This window comes from Vibrio sp. 811 (genome assembly GCF_033339195.1).
Genome location: NZ_JAWOUB010000004.1, coordinates 270744 through 287618 on the forward strand (window position 1 = coordinate 270744; position 16875 = coordinate 287618).

At 45.1% G+C, this 16875-nt stretch carries 16 protein-coding genes; 9 read left to right on the top strand and 7 right to left on the bottom strand.

Annotation, left to right across the window (positions count from 1 at the left end):
• Positions 1 to 210 precede the first annotated feature (210 nt).
• From R7Q46_RS09705 to R7Q46_RS09730, 6 genes are all read left to right on the top strand, one after another.
• Complete coding sequence (locus R7Q46_RS09705; protein ID WP_005379608.1) at positions 211 to 510, top strand: DUF2607 family protein; 300 nt, start codon at positions 211 to 213, stop codon at positions 508 to 510.
• Between the two features lie 133 nt (positions 511 to 643).
• Positions 644 to 1297: a zinc uptake protein ZrgA gene (zrgA, locus tag R7Q46_RS09710; protein WP_025768357.1), complete on the top strand. Its 654-nt coding sequence runs from the start codon at positions 644 to 646 to the stop codon at positions 1295 to 1297.
• Between the two features lie 52 nt (positions 1298 to 1349).
• On the top strand, positions 1350 to 2078 hold the full coding sequence (locus R7Q46_RS09715) for an ABC transporter ATP-binding protein (protein WP_005379603.1): 729 nt from the start codon (positions 1350 to 1352) through the stop codon (positions 2076 to 2078).
• A complete protein-coding gene (locus R7Q46_RS09720) occupies positions 2075 to 3334 on the top strand; it encodes an ABC transporter permease (RefSeq protein WP_005379602.1) in 1260 nt (419 codons plus the stop codon). The genes R7Q46_RS09715 and R7Q46_RS09720 overlap by 4 nt, the downstream gene beginning before the upstream one ends.
• A gap of 4 nt (positions 3335 to 3338) precedes the next feature.
• Positions 3339 to 3833: a DUF3299 domain-containing protein gene (locus R7Q46_RS09725; protein WP_005379600.1), complete on the top strand. Its 495-nt coding sequence runs from the start codon at positions 3339 to 3341 to the stop codon at positions 3831 to 3833.
• Positions 3834 to 4155: 322 nt separating this feature from the next.
• Positions 4156 to 5061, top strand: a complete 906-nt coding sequence (locus R7Q46_RS09730; RefSeq protein WP_262639322.1) for a TIGR03899 family protein — start codon at positions 4156 to 4158, stop codon at positions 5059 to 5061.
• A gap of 89 nt (positions 5062 to 5150) precedes the next feature.
• Here the strand turns inward: R7Q46_RS09730 and cysC are convergent, their stop codons facing one another.
• The 5 genes from cysC to cobA form a co-directional block, all read right to left on the bottom strand.
• Positions 5151 to 5768, bottom strand: a complete 618-nt coding sequence (cysC, locus tag R7Q46_RS09735) for an adenylyl-sulfate kinase (RefSeq protein ID WP_005379598.1) — start codon at positions 5766 to 5768, stop codon at positions 5151 to 5153.
• Between the two features lie 24 nt (positions 5769 to 5792).
• Positions 5793 to 7517, bottom strand: coding sequence for an SLC13 family permease (locus R7Q46_RS09740; protein WP_017820289.1), 1725 nt, complete (start codon positions 7515 to 7517; stop codon positions 5793 to 5795).
• A gap of 250 nt (positions 7518 to 7767) precedes the next feature.
• Positions 7768 to 9198 (bottom strand): sulfate adenylyltransferase subunit CysN, encoded by a 1431-nt coding sequence (gene cysN / locus R7Q46_RS09745; RefSeq protein WP_017820290.1) that lies wholly within the window; start codon positions 9196 to 9198, stop codon positions 7768 to 7770.
• 18 nt (positions 9199 to 9216) lie between these two features.
• Positions 9217 to 10125, bottom strand: coding sequence for a sulfate adenylyltransferase subunit CysD (gene cysD, locus R7Q46_RS09750; RefSeq protein ID WP_005379592.1), 909 nt, complete (start codon positions 10123 to 10125; stop codon positions 9217 to 9219).
• Between the two features lie 59 nt (positions 10126 to 10184).
• Positions 10185 to 11060 (bottom strand): uroporphyrinogen-III C-methyltransferase, encoded by an 876-nt coding sequence (cobA, locus tag R7Q46_RS09755; protein ID WP_031780800.1) that lies wholly within the window; start codon positions 11058 to 11060, stop codon positions 10185 to 10187.
• Between the two features lie 275 nt (positions 11061 to 11335).
• Here cobA and cpdB point away from each other — a divergent pair, with 275 nt between their 5' ends.
• Complete coding sequence (cpdB, locus tag R7Q46_RS09760; RefSeq protein ID WP_318077475.1) at positions 11336 to 13297, top strand: 2',3'-cyclic-nucleotide 2'-phosphodiesterase; 1962 nt, start codon at positions 11336 to 11338, stop codon at positions 13295 to 13297.
• A gap of 97 nt (positions 13298 to 13394) precedes the next feature.
• Positions 13395 to 13973 (top strand): Crp/Fnr family transcriptional regulator, encoded by a 579-nt coding sequence (locus R7Q46_RS09765; RefSeq protein ID WP_213871821.1) that lies wholly within the window; start codon positions 13395 to 13397, stop codon positions 13971 to 13973.
• 54 nt (positions 13974 to 14027) lie between these two features.
• Here the strand turns inward: R7Q46_RS09765 and dbpA are convergent, their stop codons facing one another.
• On the bottom strand, positions 14028 to 15407 hold the full coding sequence (gene dbpA / locus R7Q46_RS09770) for an ATP-dependent RNA helicase DbpA (protein WP_318077476.1): 1380 nt from the start codon (positions 15405 to 15407) through the stop codon (positions 14028 to 14030).
• 142 nt (positions 15408 to 15549) lie between these two features.
• Here dbpA and R7Q46_RS09775 point away from each other — a divergent pair, with 142 nt between their 5' ends.
• Positions 15550 to 16011 (top strand): GNAT family N-acetyltransferase, encoded by a 462-nt coding sequence (locus R7Q46_RS09775; protein ID WP_318077482.1) that lies wholly within the window; start codon positions 15550 to 15552, stop codon positions 16009 to 16011.
• A gap of 91 nt (positions 16012 to 16102) precedes the next feature.
• Here R7Q46_RS09775 and R7Q46_RS09780 read toward each other — a convergent pair whose 3' ends face one another.
• A complete protein-coding gene (locus tag R7Q46_RS09780) occupies positions 16103 to 16699 on the bottom strand; it encodes a LysM-like peptidoglycan-binding domain-containing protein (RefSeq protein ID WP_318077478.1) in 597 nt (198 codons plus the stop codon).
• Between the last annotated feature and the right edge of the window lie 176 nt (positions 16700 to 16875).

Sequence of the window (16875 nt, forward strand, 5' to 3'; positions counted from 1 at the left end):
CTTGTTCTTGTTGTAAGGAGCTATATGAATTTGATTAGAAGCATGGGCAGTGACAACTCTGCTCTTTATAAGTGCGACACTTCCACAGAGAGTATTACCAATATTTTTCGGCACGTATGTGTGGAGTTAAATTTTTCTGCTAGCCAACAAAAGAGTGAACTTTTATTCATTATGGGTGTTATATTATAACAGTCGGTAAGAGGAGCTCAGATGTACCACCACCAGCAAAAAACACTAAGATATTGGTATCGCACTGCTTTATTTTTCAGTGTTGCGTTGCTGATCGCTTGGAACTTTGCGGTTGTACTCCATCAAGTCGATCTGACGCCCGACCATCATACCCATCATCATTGCCAATTATTTTCTGGTGTTCAACACGGTATAGCAAAGGTACAACCTACCCTCTCTACACCGACTTTTACGCGCGCCCAGCATCATCATGTTTTTTTGCATCTCGTGTACGGCGAAGAAGTTCTTGGCGCTGCTCGTGCCCCTCCTTATTTTGCTTAATTTCCAAACTATTCCACACTCAAAATTATTGAGTTCATTTCCGCACCTAGTGTGTCAGGAACAATAACTTAGTGAAACTCGAATCTGAGCAATACCGCCTTTGGTTAATGCCAGTAAAATTAGGAAAAATACAATGTCATCAAAACACGTTTTAGCCCTTGCTATTGGCCTCACTTTATCGACAGCAGCGAATGCAAACGAATACCGCCAGCATGGTGCTCATGTGCATGGTCACGTCGAGTTTAATATCGCCCAAGATGGCAAAGATCTGTTAGTAGAGATCACAGCTCCTGGAGCTGATGTTGTGGGTTTCGAACATGCTCCAGAAAACGCACAACAAGAGCAAGCGCTTAAACAAGCCGTCGCTACACTCGAAGACAGCAACGCATTGTTCGCTATTAACTCACAAGCTGATTGTAATGTTGAAGAAGCTTACGTGAGCCACAACCTAAGCGAAACTCATGAGGAACATGATCATAGTGAGCACGACCATGATGACCATGCACATCACGATCATGAAGGACACGAACACCATGATCATAATGAACATCATGATAAACATGACCACCATGACGATCATGATGAGGCGCACGATCATGGCGGTCACGGTGAATTTTCGGTGCAATATCGCTTCAATTGCGAACAAGTTAATCAGCTTAGCCAAATCCAAACCGATTGGTTTAACCAATTCCCAACTACAGAGTCCATCAGCGTCAATATATTCACTGATACCATGCAATCAGCAATTAAATTAAGCAAAGATAACACCCAAATCGTAATCAAATAACACGAGTGGCGTGTGAGTACCCACTTACACGCCACAGCTTTGGTGATTTAATATGACTGAAACCACACCAAATGTTGTCGAGCTAGAGGATGCCCAATTTTTCTGGCCCGGTTCAACCAACCCAACCATCCACATCCCCAAATTACACATTACACAAGGCGAGCATGTGTTTATCAAAGGTCCAAGTGGCTGCGGTAAATCGACCTTGCTCGCTTTGTTGACGGGGATTAACACATTAACTTCAGGCTCTCTATCTGTACTCGATACTGACCTTGCTAGTTTAAGTGCCAGTCAGAGAGACCGCTTTCGCGCCAATCATATTGGCTACATCTTTCAACAGTTCAATTTATTGCCGTACCTTAACGTACTTGAAAACGTATTATTGCCATGTCAGTTCAGTAAAATACGACGTGACCGTGCCCATTTAGGTGCCTCATCTCAAACATTAAATGAACAGGCTCAGGCCCTACTAGAACGACTGCACTTGCCAAACGAGCTTCATACACGCCCTGTCTCTGAATTGAGTATTGGTCAACAACAACGTGTGGCTGCGGCTCGAGCTCTGATAGGACATCCAGAGTTAGTGATCGCTGACGAACCAACCTCAGCTTTAGACTATGACAATCGTAAAGCATTTATTGAGCTCCTTATGGAGCAAGCGAATCAAGCCAATGCCACACTGGTATTCGTTAGCCACGACCCAACACTCGAACCCTTATTCGATCGCACGCTCAATCTACCCGACATTAATCAAGTATCTAGCCTAGGAGCCATATCATGAGTGCTGTTGTAAAGCTCGCCTGGAAGAGCTTGATGAACCGCAAAGCGACGGCAATTCTAACCATCATGACCGTTGCGATTTCAGTGGTACTCCTCTTGGGCGTCGAGCGTATCCGAACTCAAGCCAAGGATAGCTTCGCCAATACAATTTCAGGCACAGACCTCATTATTGGTGGACGCTCTGGGCAAGTGAACCTATTGCTCTATTCTGTGTTTCGTATTGGTAATGCGACCAACAACATCGATTGGAAAAGCTACCAAGAGTTTGCCAATCATCGTTCAGTCGATTGGGCTATTCCAATCTCGCTTGGCGACTCGCATAAAGGCTTCCGAGTTATGGGAACCAATCACAGTTACTTTGAGCATTACAAGTTTGGAAGTAAGCAACCACTAACATTCAGCAAGGGTAGAGAATTCAATGGTTTATTTGAAACCGTACTAGGTTCTGATGTCGCTAAACAACTTGGTTATGATATCGGTAGCGAAATCATCATTGCCCACGGCATTAGCGACGTTGGCTTTAGCCGTCATGACAATCTGCCATTTAAAGTTGTCGGTATCCTTGCACCTACAGGAACACCAGTCGACAAAACTGTCCATGTATCATTGGAAGCCATCGAAGCCATTCACGTTGGGTGGGAAAGTGGTGCGCGTTTGGGCCCGACACCCAAGGCACAAGATCTCAAAAACAGAGACTTTCAGCCCAAACAAATTACCGCTATGCTCGTTGGTTTGAAATCTCGTATTCAAACTTTCGCCCTGCAAAGACAAATTAACACCTACCCCAAAGAGCCGCTTAGCGCCATTATGCCCGGCGTTGCGTTGCATGAGTTATGGGGAATGATGTCTGTTGCAGAGCAAGCCCTAATGGCAGTATCTGGTTTTGTCGTGATTGCAGGGTTGTTAGGTATGTTAAGCAGTCTATTAACTAGCCTACAGGAACGCCGCCGTGAAATGGCGATTTTGCGTGCCATGGGAGCAAGGCCTCGTCATGTTTTCTCACTCTTAATTAGTGAAGCCAGCTTGCTTACTGCTGCTGGTATTATTACTGGCGTTACTGGGCTGTATGCTATTCTTGCTATCGCGCAGCCGATCATCCAACAGCACTATGGAATACATCTCACCTTAAGCATCTTATCTACTTATGAGTGGATGCTATTAGGTTTCGTACAATGCGCTGGTATTGTGATTGGTTTCATTCCCGCACTCCGCGCCTACCGACAGTCACTGAGTGACGGAATGACAATAAGGATTTAATAAAATGTGGAAAAAAATTCTCGCAAGTTGCTTGCTGGTCGTCGCATTCACAGCGCCTGTTATGGCCAGCGAAGAACCATTGAAGCTTGACTGGATTGACCTTGTTCCAGAAAAAGAGCGTAAATTATTCGACAGTATAGGCATGCCCGCATCTGATCACAGTGGTGGCGCAGCCCAGCAGTCCAAGATTGGTAACGTTCGACCAGAACTGAACGGAAGCCAAGTTAAAATTCCAGGGTTTGTTATCCCACTTGAAGGTGATGCCGATACCGTCACCGAATTTTTATTGGTGCCATATTTTGGAGCTTGTATTCACGTGCCACCACCGCCTCCAAACCAGATCATTTACGTGAAGTTTCCGAAAGGCGCGCCTGTTCAAGAGTTGTGGGATGTCATATATGTGGTTGGAACGTTGAAAACCGAGACGATAAACCACGAACTGGCAGAAACGGCTTACGTTATTGAGGGATCAGAAATAGAAGCCTACGACGATATGTAATTTAAGTCGTCGATAAGCCTCGCTACACCTAAGGCGTCACACTGGCGCCTTTTTTAGCTTTGTGCTACACGATATAACGAGATAAATACGCTAATACGCCCACATAAATAACCAAAAGAAACGCTATCGACAGGTGCTTTTTGAGTTTACCTGCTTCTGAGAACTTCATAGCCCCTCCAAAATAACGATAACAATTTTAACAACTCATTATCATTTTGAATAGCCCTATTCGTTCAAAAACTGAGAACTCCTGTCTGGTCGCTTGGTCAGATAAGGTGTAAATTTAAACGTGCGAACCGCGCAGTTCTTGGTAGGAAAACGAATGGCAGACCCGACAAAGCAACCTGTTGTCATCGAACATCAGTCAGACACAAAAAAAAATACGCAACAAGAAAAGAAACAAGGCTACATAAAAGACAGTGCTAGTAAGGTAAAAACCATAGCCCAAATACACGGTCTTGACGCCTTACTGCAAACCGAACCGCCGGCCAAGTCTGCGTTTGAAAGAGCCCAATTGCGAGAGCAAAGACACCAAGAACAGCGACAAAAAAACTTAGAACAGATTTTAAAATTAGCGCACAGTTCATGCCGAGATGAGACAGCGGGAGAGCCAGACCAAGATTGGTTGCATCGATTTTTTGAGATGGCTCAAGACATCCATAACAGTGCGATGCAAAAGCTATGGGCTCAAGTGATGAAGCGTGAAGTGACCAATCCGGGTTCAACGTCCATGAAAGCGTTGAAAACCCTCAAGGATATGTCACCAAAGGAAGCACAAACTCTGCAAAGAGCCGCCTCTTTAGCGTGCAGTTTTGGAGGGGAGCACAGCAGAAAACTGCTGATTGGTTACAAAGCGCAAGGAGGCATATTTAGCTTCGGCAAGCGAGACGTCGCTAACAGCCTAAATATGGGAAGTTTTCAACTGCCGTATTCAAGCTTGTTGCTCTTAATTGAATTAGGGCTGCTGCACAGTGCCGAACTTGAATCTGGCGAAATTAGTATCGAGACACCGTTGGTCCTCACCTACCAAGGTAAAAACTTGTCACTGAACGTAAACAGTAAAGGTGTCCGCCTTTTATATTACCGCTTCACACCCACAGGTAATGAGCTCTGTACCTTGCTCGGAAACAAACCACATGCCGAATACTACGATCAAATGCTTGCACTGTTAAATCATAGATTTAGTGTCCATAGTGAAGCTAAAAGTACGGTTCATCATACCGTCTAGCCAGCTTGAGAAGCATTTGATTACCTATGATCCAAATACTTCTCAAGCAGCTCAAAGAGCTTTAGGTCACCTATGATCTAAATGCTTTTTTATCGGATCACACCGCGTTGTTTAAGATCGATTAAGCACAAATCCACCAGCTCATCGACACTCTTTTCTCCCGCGGGCAAATCGATTTCAGGGTTCTCTGGCGCTTGATATTCCGAATCAATACCAGTGAAATTAGGAATCTCTCCCGCACGGGCTTTACGGTATAAACCCTTAGGATCTCGACCTTCGCAAACCTCTAGAGATGCATTGACATACACTTCGATAAACTCGCCTTCTGGCAATAAATCGCGTACTAACTTCCGCTCTGCACGATGCGGTGAAATAAACGCCGACAGAACAATTAAACCCGCATCTGCCATCAACTTCGCCAGTTCACCAATACGACGAATGTTCTCGCGACGGTCCTGTTCAGAAAAACCTAAATCGCTACACAAACCATGTCGTACATTGTCACCATCCAATAAATAGGTGTGGTAACCCAATGCTGCAAGGCGATTTTCCAACGCCCCTGCTACGGTTGATTTACCCGCTCCAGATAAACCAGTGAACCACAATACGGCAGGTTTTTGCTTCTTTAATTCAGCACGAAACTGTTTATCAACCGAATGCTGGTGCCAAACAATGTTTTCATCTTTTACCGTCGTTTCGGCAGTCATAACGTATCCTTGTAAATATCGGAATTAAAACGGGAAAAAGACCGGGATCAAAGTAAGTACTAATACAGAGTACACAATCGAAATTGGCACTCCAATTCTCACGTAGTCGGTCAATTTGTAATTTCCTACGCTGTACACCAGCAGGTTAGTTTGGTAACCGTAGGGAGAGATAAAGCTCGCACTCGCGCCGAACAAAACCGCCATGATGAATGGCATCGGATCCACGCCATAACCCACCGCCATGCTATAGCCGATAGGAAAAGAAAGCGCAGCCGCGGCATTGTTTGTCACCAATTCAGTGAGTACCAATGTCATGATATAAGTCGCCACCAAGGCACCAAATACTCCCCAGCCATTAAACGCTTCAATAAACATCACTCCCATTCTTTCTGACAATCCAGAAGAGATCATCAGTTGAGCAATAGACAAAGCGGAACCGACAATCACGACGATATCGATCGGAAAACGGCGGCGCAGTTCTGAAATCTGCACAATACCAAACGCAATAAGCGCGATAAGGTACACAGCTAGACCTTTAATAATCGGTACTAACTCTAATAGAGCGCATCCAATTACGGCTGCAAAGCCCAGTAATACAATGGAAGACTTATTCGTATCAAGCCGAGCGCTAGAGTCCAAGTCATGCACTAAAACAAACTCTTTACGATGAGCTCGGCGTTCAGACTCAAAACGCTTTCCTGGAACCAGAACTAACGTGTCTCCTGGCGCTAAGGTAATGCTACCCAAGCCACCTTCTAGGCGTTCGTGGCCTCGGCGAATCGCCACAACAACGGCATCGAATCGGTCGCGGAATCGGCTCTCTTTGAGGGTTTTGTAGCAAAACGTCGCCGACGAGCTCACCACAACTTCGATAAAGTTTTGCCCATTTAAGTGCTGCTGACCAAACAACTTGAGGCCCGGAATTTCTTGCAGGGTCGCGACGCTCTCAACATCGCCACAAAATAACAGGCGGTCTTTTGCATTGAGCACAAAATCCGGTCCCACAGAAGAAACAGTAACACCATCGCGCACCACTTCTGCAAGAAACAGTTTGCGCAGCGCACGTAAATTATTCTCGCTGATCGTACGCCCAACTAGCGGTGATCCAGGCTCAACGCGAGACTCAAGAAAGTAAGGTAAATCTTCTTGGTTTTGATCATCATAATTCGGTAGCAAGTAGCTGAGCGGGATAAGAATCAGCATCCCTCCCACCAGCACAGCCAAACCTATCATCGTAGGTGTAAAAAAGCTCAGGCTCGGTAAGCCTGCGTCTTCGACAAAGCTGTTGATGATTAAGTTAGTCGACGTACCAATCAAAGTTAACGTGCCACCAAAAATGGCGGCGTAAGACAAGGGAATAAGTAATTTCGAAGGTGCATGCTGCTGATTACGCTTAATCGCCCCAATCAATGAGACAACCACAGCGGTATTATTCGTAAATGAAGAGAGCAAGGCGGTCGACACACCGAGCTTAGCAATCACGCTGCCTAACTGGCCCTCAGAGATACTTCGGCTCACCCAACTGATCAGCAGTGTTTTTTCTAGAGCACAGGATGCAAGAATCAATAGAACCAGAGTTAACAATGAAGAGTTGGTAAAATTGGATGCGATAGTGGCTGAATCCATCATCCCAGCCATGAATGCAATAAAAGCGGCACCCGCAAAGACATAACTAGGCTTAATTTTCGTGACAAGCAAGCAAGTGATAATGCCAAGCAAAATCGCTAACACAAACCCTTGTTCCCACATAGCCTTTCCTTACCAAATAGCCCTAAAGGGCACAACAACGACTCATTTATCCATGAATCACCGACAAACGAGCAAACAGACAAAAATCAGCGCAAGCGAAAAGAACATCAGAATGCTCGGTTTCTTGGGCTCCACCGAAGCATTCTGGTATTAGGAGAATACCTAACGACATTTCGCAATTCAGTTAGGTAGCGACACCCCAAGTACAACAGCAAACAGTGCCTGAAATTATCGTACTTGGGTGAGCCAGTTACTTTTTCAGAAACTGGCTGACGTCTTTTGCTTCCCAGTGTGGGAAGTGTTTACGGACAAGCGCATTAAGCTCAACTTCAAACGCAGAGATGCCCGTCAAATCGCGCTCAACCACGGCGAGGCTCTCTTTAACCATGCCAGCACCAACCGTCACGTTTGTCAGACGATCGATAATGATAAAGCCACCGGTATCTGCACAGTCTTGATAATTGTCCAGCGCGACTGACTCATTAAGAGACCATTCACACAAACCAATACCATTCAATGGCAGCTCTGCCGAGCTATGAGTCGAGAGATTATTAATGTCATATTGATGACGAATCGCTTCAACATGACCTACGGTTTTCTTACCTGCGATTTTGATGTCATAGTCACGACCCGGTTGCAGGGGTTGCTCTGTCATCCACACCACATCGGCAAGCAAATGGTTTGTGGTTTCCACTTGAGCATTATCTAGAACAATCAAATCGCCACGGCTAATATCGATCTCATCGCTTAGCGTCAGAGTGACAGCTAATCCGGCACGAGCTTCTTCGATATCACCATCAAAGGTCACAATACGTGCCACTGTTGACGTTTTACCCGATGGCAATGCTTTAATGGCATCACCGACTTTGATCGAACCAGAAGAAATGGTCCCCGCAAAACCACGGAAATCGAGGTTAGGACGATTAACGTATTGCACAGGGAAGCGGAATTCACCCGCGCCTTTTTCTTGATCCACATCGACCGTTTCAAGAAGCTCAAGCAATGATGGGCCTTTAAACCAAGTCAGGTTTTGGCCTTTATCCACCACATTGTCCCCTTCAAGCGCTGAGATCGGGATGATTTGAATATCAATATCCCCTGTCAGATTCTCAGAGAACTTCAAATACTCGTCGCGGATCTCTTCAAAGCGCTCTTGGGAGTAATCCACTAAGTCCATCTTGTTGATCGCCACAACAAAGTGCTTCAAACCCAACAGGTTGGAAATGAAAGAGTGACGACGAGTTTGATCGAGAATGCCCTTACGTGCATCAACCAGAATCACAGCTAAGTCACATGTCGATGCACCTGTAGCCATGTTACGTGTGTACTGCTCGTGTCCAGGAGTATCTGCAATGATGAATTTACGTTTCTGCGTCGAGAAATAGCGGTAAGCCACATCAATCGTGATCCCCTGCTCTCGCTCAGCTTGTAAGCCATCGACCAACAACGCAAGGTCGGGCTTTTCACCCGTGGTACCCACACGTTGGCTGTCTGAATGCACTGCCGCTAGCTGATCTTCATAAATTTGTTTTGAGTCATGGAGTAAGCGACCGATTAATGTACTTTTACCGTCATCCACCGAGCCACAAGTCAAGAATCTAAGTAACGACTTGTACTGGTGTTGTGTTAAATAGCCTTCGATACCAAGCTCGGCTAATTGAGCTTCAACTGCACTGTTCATTATCTTTCCTTAGATCCTTTAGAAGTAACCTTGACGTTTCTTAAGCTCCATCGATCCTGACTGATCGTGGTCGATCGCTCGGCCTTGGCGCTCACTCGACGTTGCCACCAGCATCTCTTCGATAATGCCAGTTAAAGTGTTTGCTTCAGACTCGATGGCCCCAGTCAATGGATAACAACCAAGGGTACGGAAGCGCACACTCTTCTCTTCAATCACTTCACCCGGTTGAAGCTCCATACGATCATCATCAACCATGATCAGCATGCCATCGCGTTCAACAACTGGGCGTTTGTCCGCGAGGTAAAGCGGCACGATCTCGATGTTTTCTAAATAGATGTATTGCCAGATATCAAGCTCAGTCCAGTTAGACAGTGGGAATACACGAATGCTCTCACCCTTATTGACCTGACCGTTGTACGTCTTCCATAGCTCAGGACGTTGGTTTTTAGGGTCCCATGTATGGTTCTTATCGCGGAATGAATACACGCGCTCTTTCGCCCGTGATTTCTCTTCGTCGCGGCGCGCACCACCAAAGGCCGCATCAAAACCGTACTTGTTCAGCGCTTGTTTTAAGCCTTGAGTCTTCATGATGTCAGTGTGCTTAGAAGAACCATGAACAAACGGACTACAGCCCATGGCTAGACCTTCTGGATTCTTATGTACCAAAAGCTCAAAACCGTATTTGGCCGCGGTGCGATCACGAAATTCAATCATCTCGCGGAACTTCCAATCGGTGTCGACATGCAGTAATGGAAATGGAATCTTACCTGGGTAAAAAGCTTTACGCGCAAGGTGCAGCATCACTGATGAGTCTTTACCAATCGAATACATCATGACTGGGTTATCAAACTCAGCCGCAACTTCACGGATGATGTGGATACTCTCCGCTTCGAGTTGTTTAAGGTGAGTTAAACGTTGTTGGTCCATGTTTTGTATTTCCTTTTTAAGCTTGAAGGCGCATTACGTCTCTAATCTTTGGTCTGAAATTATATGGAGTTGGCAATAGCACTTTTGTTGAATTCAGTACTAGACAAAAACCAGTCTAACTTTTGAGACAGTCGCACTACCTCTCCGACAACAATCAAAGATGGCGATTGTGCTTCCTTCGATAAATCAGAGAGTTGGGAGAGTTCTCCCGTAAATACTTTTTGTTGAATCTGCGTGCCACGCTCAATAATGGCAATCGGAGTCGACGCTGAACGGCCATGCTTAATGAGTTGATTCTGAATATAGTGTGATTTCATCAGCCCCATGTAGATCACTAAAGTCTGATTCCCACGCGCCAACGTGGACCAATCCATCTCATCACTTTCTTCTTTCAAGTGGCCAGTCACAAAGATGGCTGATTGCGCATAATCACGATGAGTCAGTGGAATACCAGCATAAGCGGTTGCGCCAGCTGCTGCGGTAATGCCAGGGACAACTTGAAAACGAACGCCGGCATCAGCAAGCACTTCTAACTCTTCACCACCACGACCAAATACAAACGGATCCCCACCTTTAATGCGCACTACTTTGTAGCCCTGCTTGGCAAAATCCACCAAAAGCTGATTCGTCTTCTCCTGCGGCACACTGTGATGCCCAGCTCGCTTCCCAACGCACACCAAAATCGTATCGCTTGGAATCAATGCCATGATTTCTTCAGACACCAAGTAGTCGTACAAAACCACGTCAGCTTGCTGCAAGCAGTTCAGTGCTTTCACCGTCAGAAGTTCAGGATCGCCTGGTCCTGCACCTACTAAGGCGACTTCACCAGGCTGTAGCGATTGCTTTGCAAAACGAGTAACACCAGCGACTGGGTTGTCAGAAACTAACCGGGGCTTTGGTTTAGGAAAAGAAGTGACTGAATCGTTCGTTGCCATGTGCTTGCTCATCGTCCATTGATATCGTTATGCAAGCATTATGGCGGGGCGTTTATATTACCTGAAATTCTAAAATTTCATTTTTTATTCAAAAATCTGCTAAGAAGTTTTTGTTTGGTCTCATTCAAAAGCGTGAAAAAGTCGGCGGTTAATATGAATAAGGTTCAGTAAACTGATTAATGTTCACAGTTTTCTGTATCTTTATCATCGAGTTGCATCTGTGTTTGATACATTACGCAGTACGATTTCCCCTTATCATTGAATTGGAGCACCAAATGAAAGTGGCAGTTCATCCTATTTCCCTCGCAGTATTAAGTGGCATGCTAACGCTTGCTGGCCCAGTAATGGCCGATACCATCAAGCTTCGTATTATCGAAACCACCGACATTCACACCAACGTGATGGATTACGATTACTACAAAGACCAACCATCACAGCAAATCGGTTTAAGTCGCGCAGCGACAATAGTGAAACAAGCTAAGTCCGAGACAGAAAACACGGTACTAGTAGATAACGGTGATTTAATTCAGGGCAGCCCAATGGGCGATTACATGGCGGCAAAGGGGATTAATCCCGGCGACGTGCACCCAGTCTACAAAGCGATGAACAAGCTAGACTACGATGTGGGCAACATTGGCAATCATGAGTTCAACTATGGCTTAGATTTCCTACAAACGACGTTGAAGGGGGCAAACTTCCCTTACATCAATGCAAACGTATTTGATAAACAAACCGGTGAGCATTACTTCAAGCCTTACCTCATCAAAACTCACACATTTACAGACACAAACGGCGAAGCGCATCAAATAAAAGTGGGTTACATCGGCTTTGTACCACCACAAATTATGGTGTGGGATAAAAAAAACTTAGAAGGCAAAGTCTTTGCTAAAGACATTAAGGAAACAGCAGAGAAACTGATTCCTCAAATGAAGAAAGAAGGCGCAGACGTGATTGTGGCGATTCCACACTCGGGCATTTCTACTGATCCATACAAACTAGGCGCTGAAAACTCTGTTTACTACCTCACAGAAGTTGAAGGTATTGATGCGATTGCTTTTGGCCACTCTCACGCAGTCTTCCCAGGGAAAGACTTCGCAAACCTACCTGGTGTTGATATAGATAAAGGGACCATCAATGGTGTAACGTCCGTGATGCCGGGCCGCTGGGGAAGTCACGTAGGTGTGATGGATTTGATGCTGAAAGAGAAAGACGGCAGATGGCAAGTCGTCGAAGGCCAAGCAGAAGCACGCCCTATCTTCGATAAAGTAAATAAGAAGTCATTAGCTAAAGCCGATGCAGATATTGTGAAAGCGTTAGAAGAAGATCACAAAGGCACTCGTGAATTTGTAAACCAACCAATCGGCAAAGCAAATGATGTCATGTACAGCTTCTTGGCATTAGTGCAGGACGACCCCACCATTCAAATCGTTAACCTTGCTCAGAAAGACTACGTAGAACGCTTTATTCAAGGCGACCCAGACCTTTCTGACATTCCAGTACTGAGTGCGGCAGCACCATTTAAAGTCGGCGGTCGTAAGAACGATCCGAATAACTTTACAGAAGTAGAATCCGGTCAGCTCACCTTCCGTAATGCGGCCGATCTTTACTTATATCCAAACACCTTGGTTGCGATGAAAGTGAAAGGTAAAGAAGTTCGCGAATGGCTAGAGTGCAGTGCGGGTCAATTCAACCACATCGACATCAACAATCCTAAACCGCAATCTTTGATTGATTGGGATAATTTCCGTACTTACAACTTCGATGTTATTGATGGGGTTAACTACCAAATCGACGTTACCCAACCGCCGAAGTACGATGCGGATTGTAAAGTGATTAATCCGGATTCTCAGCGTATTGTGAACCTGACGTTCAATGGTAAGCCTGTCAATCCGAAGCAAGATTTCATCATCGCAACCAATAACTACCGTGCTTATAGCAATACTTTCCCTGGTACAGGCCCAGATTTCATTGCATTTGACGCACCAGATGAAAACCGCTCTGTCGTCGCCACTTATATTTCTCGCGTGAGTGAAGAAAAAGGAGAAGTGACACCAAGCGCTGACAACAACTGGTCTTTCGCACCGATTAAGTCCGATAACAAGCTAGATATTCGTTTCGAAACCTCCCCTAGCGATAAAGCGGCGCAGTTCATCAAAGAGAAAGGACAATACCCAATGAAACGCGTGTCAACAGACGACATTGGTTTCGCAATTTATCAAATCGATCTGAATAAATAAGGTTGATTTGACAACAACACTAAGCGGCTCTCATGAGCCGCTTTTTTGTTATCAATAAAACCCGTTAAAATAAAGAAAACCGTTTCTGAGTTATCACATGCACAGCGATCTTTTTTCAGACTTAGTCAAACATGGCTTTTTAGAGACAGAAGCAAACCAACTTATTGAAAATGGTGAGTTGCTCGAACTGCCTACACGCCACATTCTTAATCACCAAGGGGAGTTTAGCTCACACCTTTACTTCATCATTGAGGGGTTATGCCACGCAAGCTATCTTACTGAGCACGGCAAAGAATTCAGTAAAGAATTTTATTGGGAGAAGGACTGGGTTATCGGGTTTGAGAGCATAATAAAGGACCAACCTTCGCCTTACTTATTGGAAACGCTGAGCGCTTGTCAGCTATTTTGCTTGCCAATTGAAACGTTGCATCACTGGCGAGCAGAAAAGCACGCCATTTACTTAAAGCTACTCGAAAACCAACTGATTAATAAAGAGAACAAAGAACGCTTTATGTTGCTCTACTCTCCAGAAGAACGATATCAATTATTTTGCGCTCATTACCCAGATTTAAAGCAACGTATTACCGATAGTCAAATTGCGGCCTACCTCGGCATTACGCCAATCAGTTTGAGCCGAATCAAAGCGCGCTTAACCAAAGATCACACTCTCAAATAAACTCAAAAAAGAAAAAAGCTCTTCAAACGAAGAGCTTTTTCTCTGCTATTTGAGCTATTTAAGAATTCGCGCCCGGAATTGGCGCCCTTTCATCTTGCCGTTACTAATGGTCTGTAGAGCCTTTTTAGCCACAGACTTTTCGACGGCAACATAAGCGCGTACAGGGAACAGGTGAATCTTTCCGACTTGAGAGCCTGGAATACCATTTTTTCCTGTCAAACAACCTAAAATATCACCCGGTCGTACTTTCTGTTTCTTACCGCCATCAATGTTAATCGTAACCATCTTCGCTTGGTATGGCGGCTGATTTGATTTGGCAGGCAATGTTGCTGGTACCACGTCCATCTCTAGGTATTCTTCAATACGAGCTACACGTAAACCGTCTTTCTCACCAAAAAAGCTGAACGCTAAACCTTTACTACCCGCACGACCTGTACGACCAATACGGTGCACATGAACCTCAGGATCGCGCGATAGCTCAAAGTTAAAGACAGCATCAAGATTATCAACGTCCAAACCACGCGCTGCAACGTCTGTTGCAACAAGGATAGACACACTCTTGTTAGCAAACTGCACCAATGCTTGGTCGCGTTCACGCTGCTCTAAGTCCCCATGGATATCGATAACGCTGAATCCTTTGTGATGCAACTCATCTGCGACACTTTGCACTTCTTTTTTGGTATTACAAAAAACCACCGCGGACTCTGGCTGGTGAGTCAGCAGCAAATTCGCCAATGCTTCATCACGTGCTTCCGAGCCTTCAACTTTATAGAAGTACTGCGCAATGCTTGAGGTATCATGCGTCGATTCCACCTTAATCACTTCCGGTGTCTGCATTATACGCTGCGCAATTTGCTCAATTTTTTCTGGAAAAGTAGCACTGAAAAGTAGAGTTTGACGCTGCTTTGGCGCTGCATCGATGATTGCATCTAATGCGTCTTGGAACCCCATGTCCAACATGCGATCAGCTTCATCTAGCACCAAGGTATTCAGTTCGCTAAGATCAATTCGGCCTTTTTCAAGGTGATCCAAAATACGACCAGGAGTACCAACTAGGATATGCGCACCATGCTCCAGCGAACCAATTTGTGGCCCCATAGGCATCCCACCGCAGAGAGTAAGCACTTTAATATTATGAATGCCGCGACCTAAAGTACGAATTTCCTTCGCTACTTGGTCTGCAAGCTCACGCGTTGGACACAATACTAATGACTGGACACGAAAGCGTTTGACGTTGAGGTTCGATAAAACCCCTAAACCAAATGCAGCGGTTTTACCTGAGCCCGTTTTACCCTGCCCGATGACATCACGATGTTTTAGGATTGCAGGCAAGCTCAAAGCTTGAATTGGCGTCATGTGGGTATAGTTCAGGGAATCAAGTGTGGCGAGTAACGCTGGGTTCAGCCCAACTTGATCGAATGTTTGTTTGCTCACGGGGATATCCTCAGGTGAGATGGAAAGAGGGCACATTATCACCAGATTTGGTGGGAAAACCAGTGCTAATTAACCTTTGTTAATGAGTATGAGCTCAAAACAAAGTAAAGTCAGTCACTCTATTCTCATTACGGATAACAACATGCTCACTTGGATTACTTTGCCCTTTGCTCAGCTAACAACCACACAGCTGTATGAAATGATGAAATTGCGTGTGGATGTATTCGTTGTTGAACAAACCTGCCCTTATCCTGAACTGGATGGTAAGGACACACTCGAAGGCGTTTATCATCTAATAGGCTATCACAGTGATGAACTGGTTGCTTGCGCACGATTACTGCCCGCAGGCACCACGTATGACAATGTGAGTATTGGTCGAGTGGTGACAAAGCAAACCGCGCGAGGCGGTGGCTTAGGTCATAAGTTATTGGACAAGGCATTGGCACAATGCGAAACATTATGGCCAGGGCAGACAATAGATATAGGTGCTCAAGAACACCTCATCCAGTTTTATGCAAGTCATGGATTCAAGGTTATCTCAGAGTGCTACCTTGAAGATGGTATCCCTCATGTGGATATGCGGAAAGAATCCGTAGCGCTATAAGTTTCAATTCGATTGGTTACTATGAAAACTAATCGAATTAAAAAACTAACTAAAAAGACGCGATATATTCGCGTCTTTTCATTTGAAGCGTTTACTTGTTACGCCCAAAGGTCCCATCCGACAAACGGAAAAACATAACGGACCGCCCGCTTTTTTCCAGCTGTAGCATATCTAACTCGCCTTCGTCACTAAGCTTAAAGCGAATCAACTGTCCCTGCTTTATTTGGCTTAGCGGCTTATCACTGCCTTCTATTTTGACCAGAGCGCTAAGATCCGCCATAGAGAGCTGATTACTTCTGAAAACCTGCGCTAATGTATCACCACTTTTAACCGTGTACTCTTTCCAGTCTTCAGATTTCGGTCCAGAGTTCTGAGAGGTTCTCTGCTGGCTTAAACTCTGCGCGTTCAGCTCAATCGCTACGCGTTGATGATCGACCTCAGTCTGCTCAACTGGTTGATCTGTTTTATTTGGCAAAGGAATAACAAGGAGTACCAGAATCAATGGCACTAAGACCATCAAAGCACGCTGATGAAATTTAGGCAGACGCAACCAAAACTGCTTAACAGGCTGTATACGCTCCAACCATTGCTCTTTGTTGAACGGCTGCTTCCAGTCGATAGCAGCGAATTTTTGTTTAACCAATTCGACATAGTCGACTTGCTGCTTTTTCTTTCTGCGACGATTCATTGTAATGAGTCCCTTAATACTTCTACGGTCAGTATAAAAATACCGACGCGGAGAGTATATGTTTTTCACCAAACTAAAATGGAATTGGGATTAAATTAGCAGAAATTTCACTTGGAGTAAGAGATAAGTCACAACCTGGCCGCCTCAATTAAGCATTCAGTCGCAATCATTTAAAC

What these genes read in the sequence shown, in the direction of transcription:
- R7Q46_RS09705 (WP_005379608.1), top strand. Translation starts at nt 211, where the DNA reads ATGTACCACCACCAGCAAAAAACACTAAGATATTGGTATCGCACTGCT.
- zrgA (WP_025768357.1), top strand. Translation starts at nt 644, where the DNA reads ATGTCATCAAAACACGTTTTAGCCCTTGCTATTGGCCTCACTTTATCG.
- R7Q46_RS09715 (WP_005379603.1), top strand. Translation starts at nt 1,350, where the DNA reads ATGACTGAAACCACACCAAATGTTGTCGAGCTAGAGGATGCCCAATTT.
- R7Q46_RS09720 (WP_005379602.1), top strand. Translation starts at nt 2,075, where the DNA reads ATGAGTGCTGTTGTAAAGCTCGCCTGGAAGAGCTTGATGAACCGCAAA.
- R7Q46_RS09725 (WP_005379600.1), top strand. Translation starts at nt 3,339, where the DNA reads ATGTGGAAAAAAATTCTCGCAAGTTGCTTGCTGGTCGTCGCATTCACA.
- R7Q46_RS09730 (WP_262639322.1), top strand. Translation starts at nt 4,156, where the DNA reads ATGGCAGACCCGACAAAGCAACCTGTTGTCATCGAACATCAGTCAGAC.
- cysC (WP_005379598.1), bottom strand. Translation starts at nt 5,768, where the DNA reads ATGACTGCCGAAACGACGGTAAAAGATGAAAACATTGTTTGGCACCAG.
- R7Q46_RS09740 (WP_017820289.1), bottom strand. Translation starts at nt 7,517, where the DNA reads ATGTGGGAACAAGGGTTTGTGTTAGCGATTTTGCTTGGCATTATCACT.
- cysN (WP_017820290.1), bottom strand. Translation starts at nt 9,198, where the DNA reads ATGAACAGTGCAGTTGAAGCTCAATTAGCCGAGCTTGGTATCGAAGGC.
- cysD (WP_005379592.1), bottom strand. Translation starts at nt 10,125, where the DNA reads ATGGACCAACAACGTTTAACTCACCTTAAACAACTCGAAGCGGAGAGT.
- cobA (WP_031780800.1), bottom strand. Translation starts at nt 11,060, where the DNA reads ATGGCAACGAACGATTCAGTCACTTCTTTTCCTAAACCAAAGCCCCGG.
- cpdB (WP_318077475.1), top strand. Translation starts at nt 11,336, where the DNA reads ATGAAAGTGGCAGTTCATCCTATTTCCCTCGCAGTATTAAGTGGCATG.
- R7Q46_RS09765 (WP_213871821.1), top strand. Translation starts at nt 13,395, where the DNA reads ATGCACAGCGATCTTTTTTCAGACTTAGTCAAACATGGCTTTTTAGAG.
- R7Q46_RS09775 (WP_318077482.1), top strand. Translation starts at nt 15,550, where the DNA reads ATGCTCACTTGGATTACTTTGCCCTTTGCTCAGCTAACAACCACACAG.
- R7Q46_RS09780 (WP_318077478.1), bottom strand. Translation starts at nt 16,699, where the DNA reads ATGAATCGTCGCAGAAAGAAAAAGCAGCAAGTCGACTATGTCGAATTG.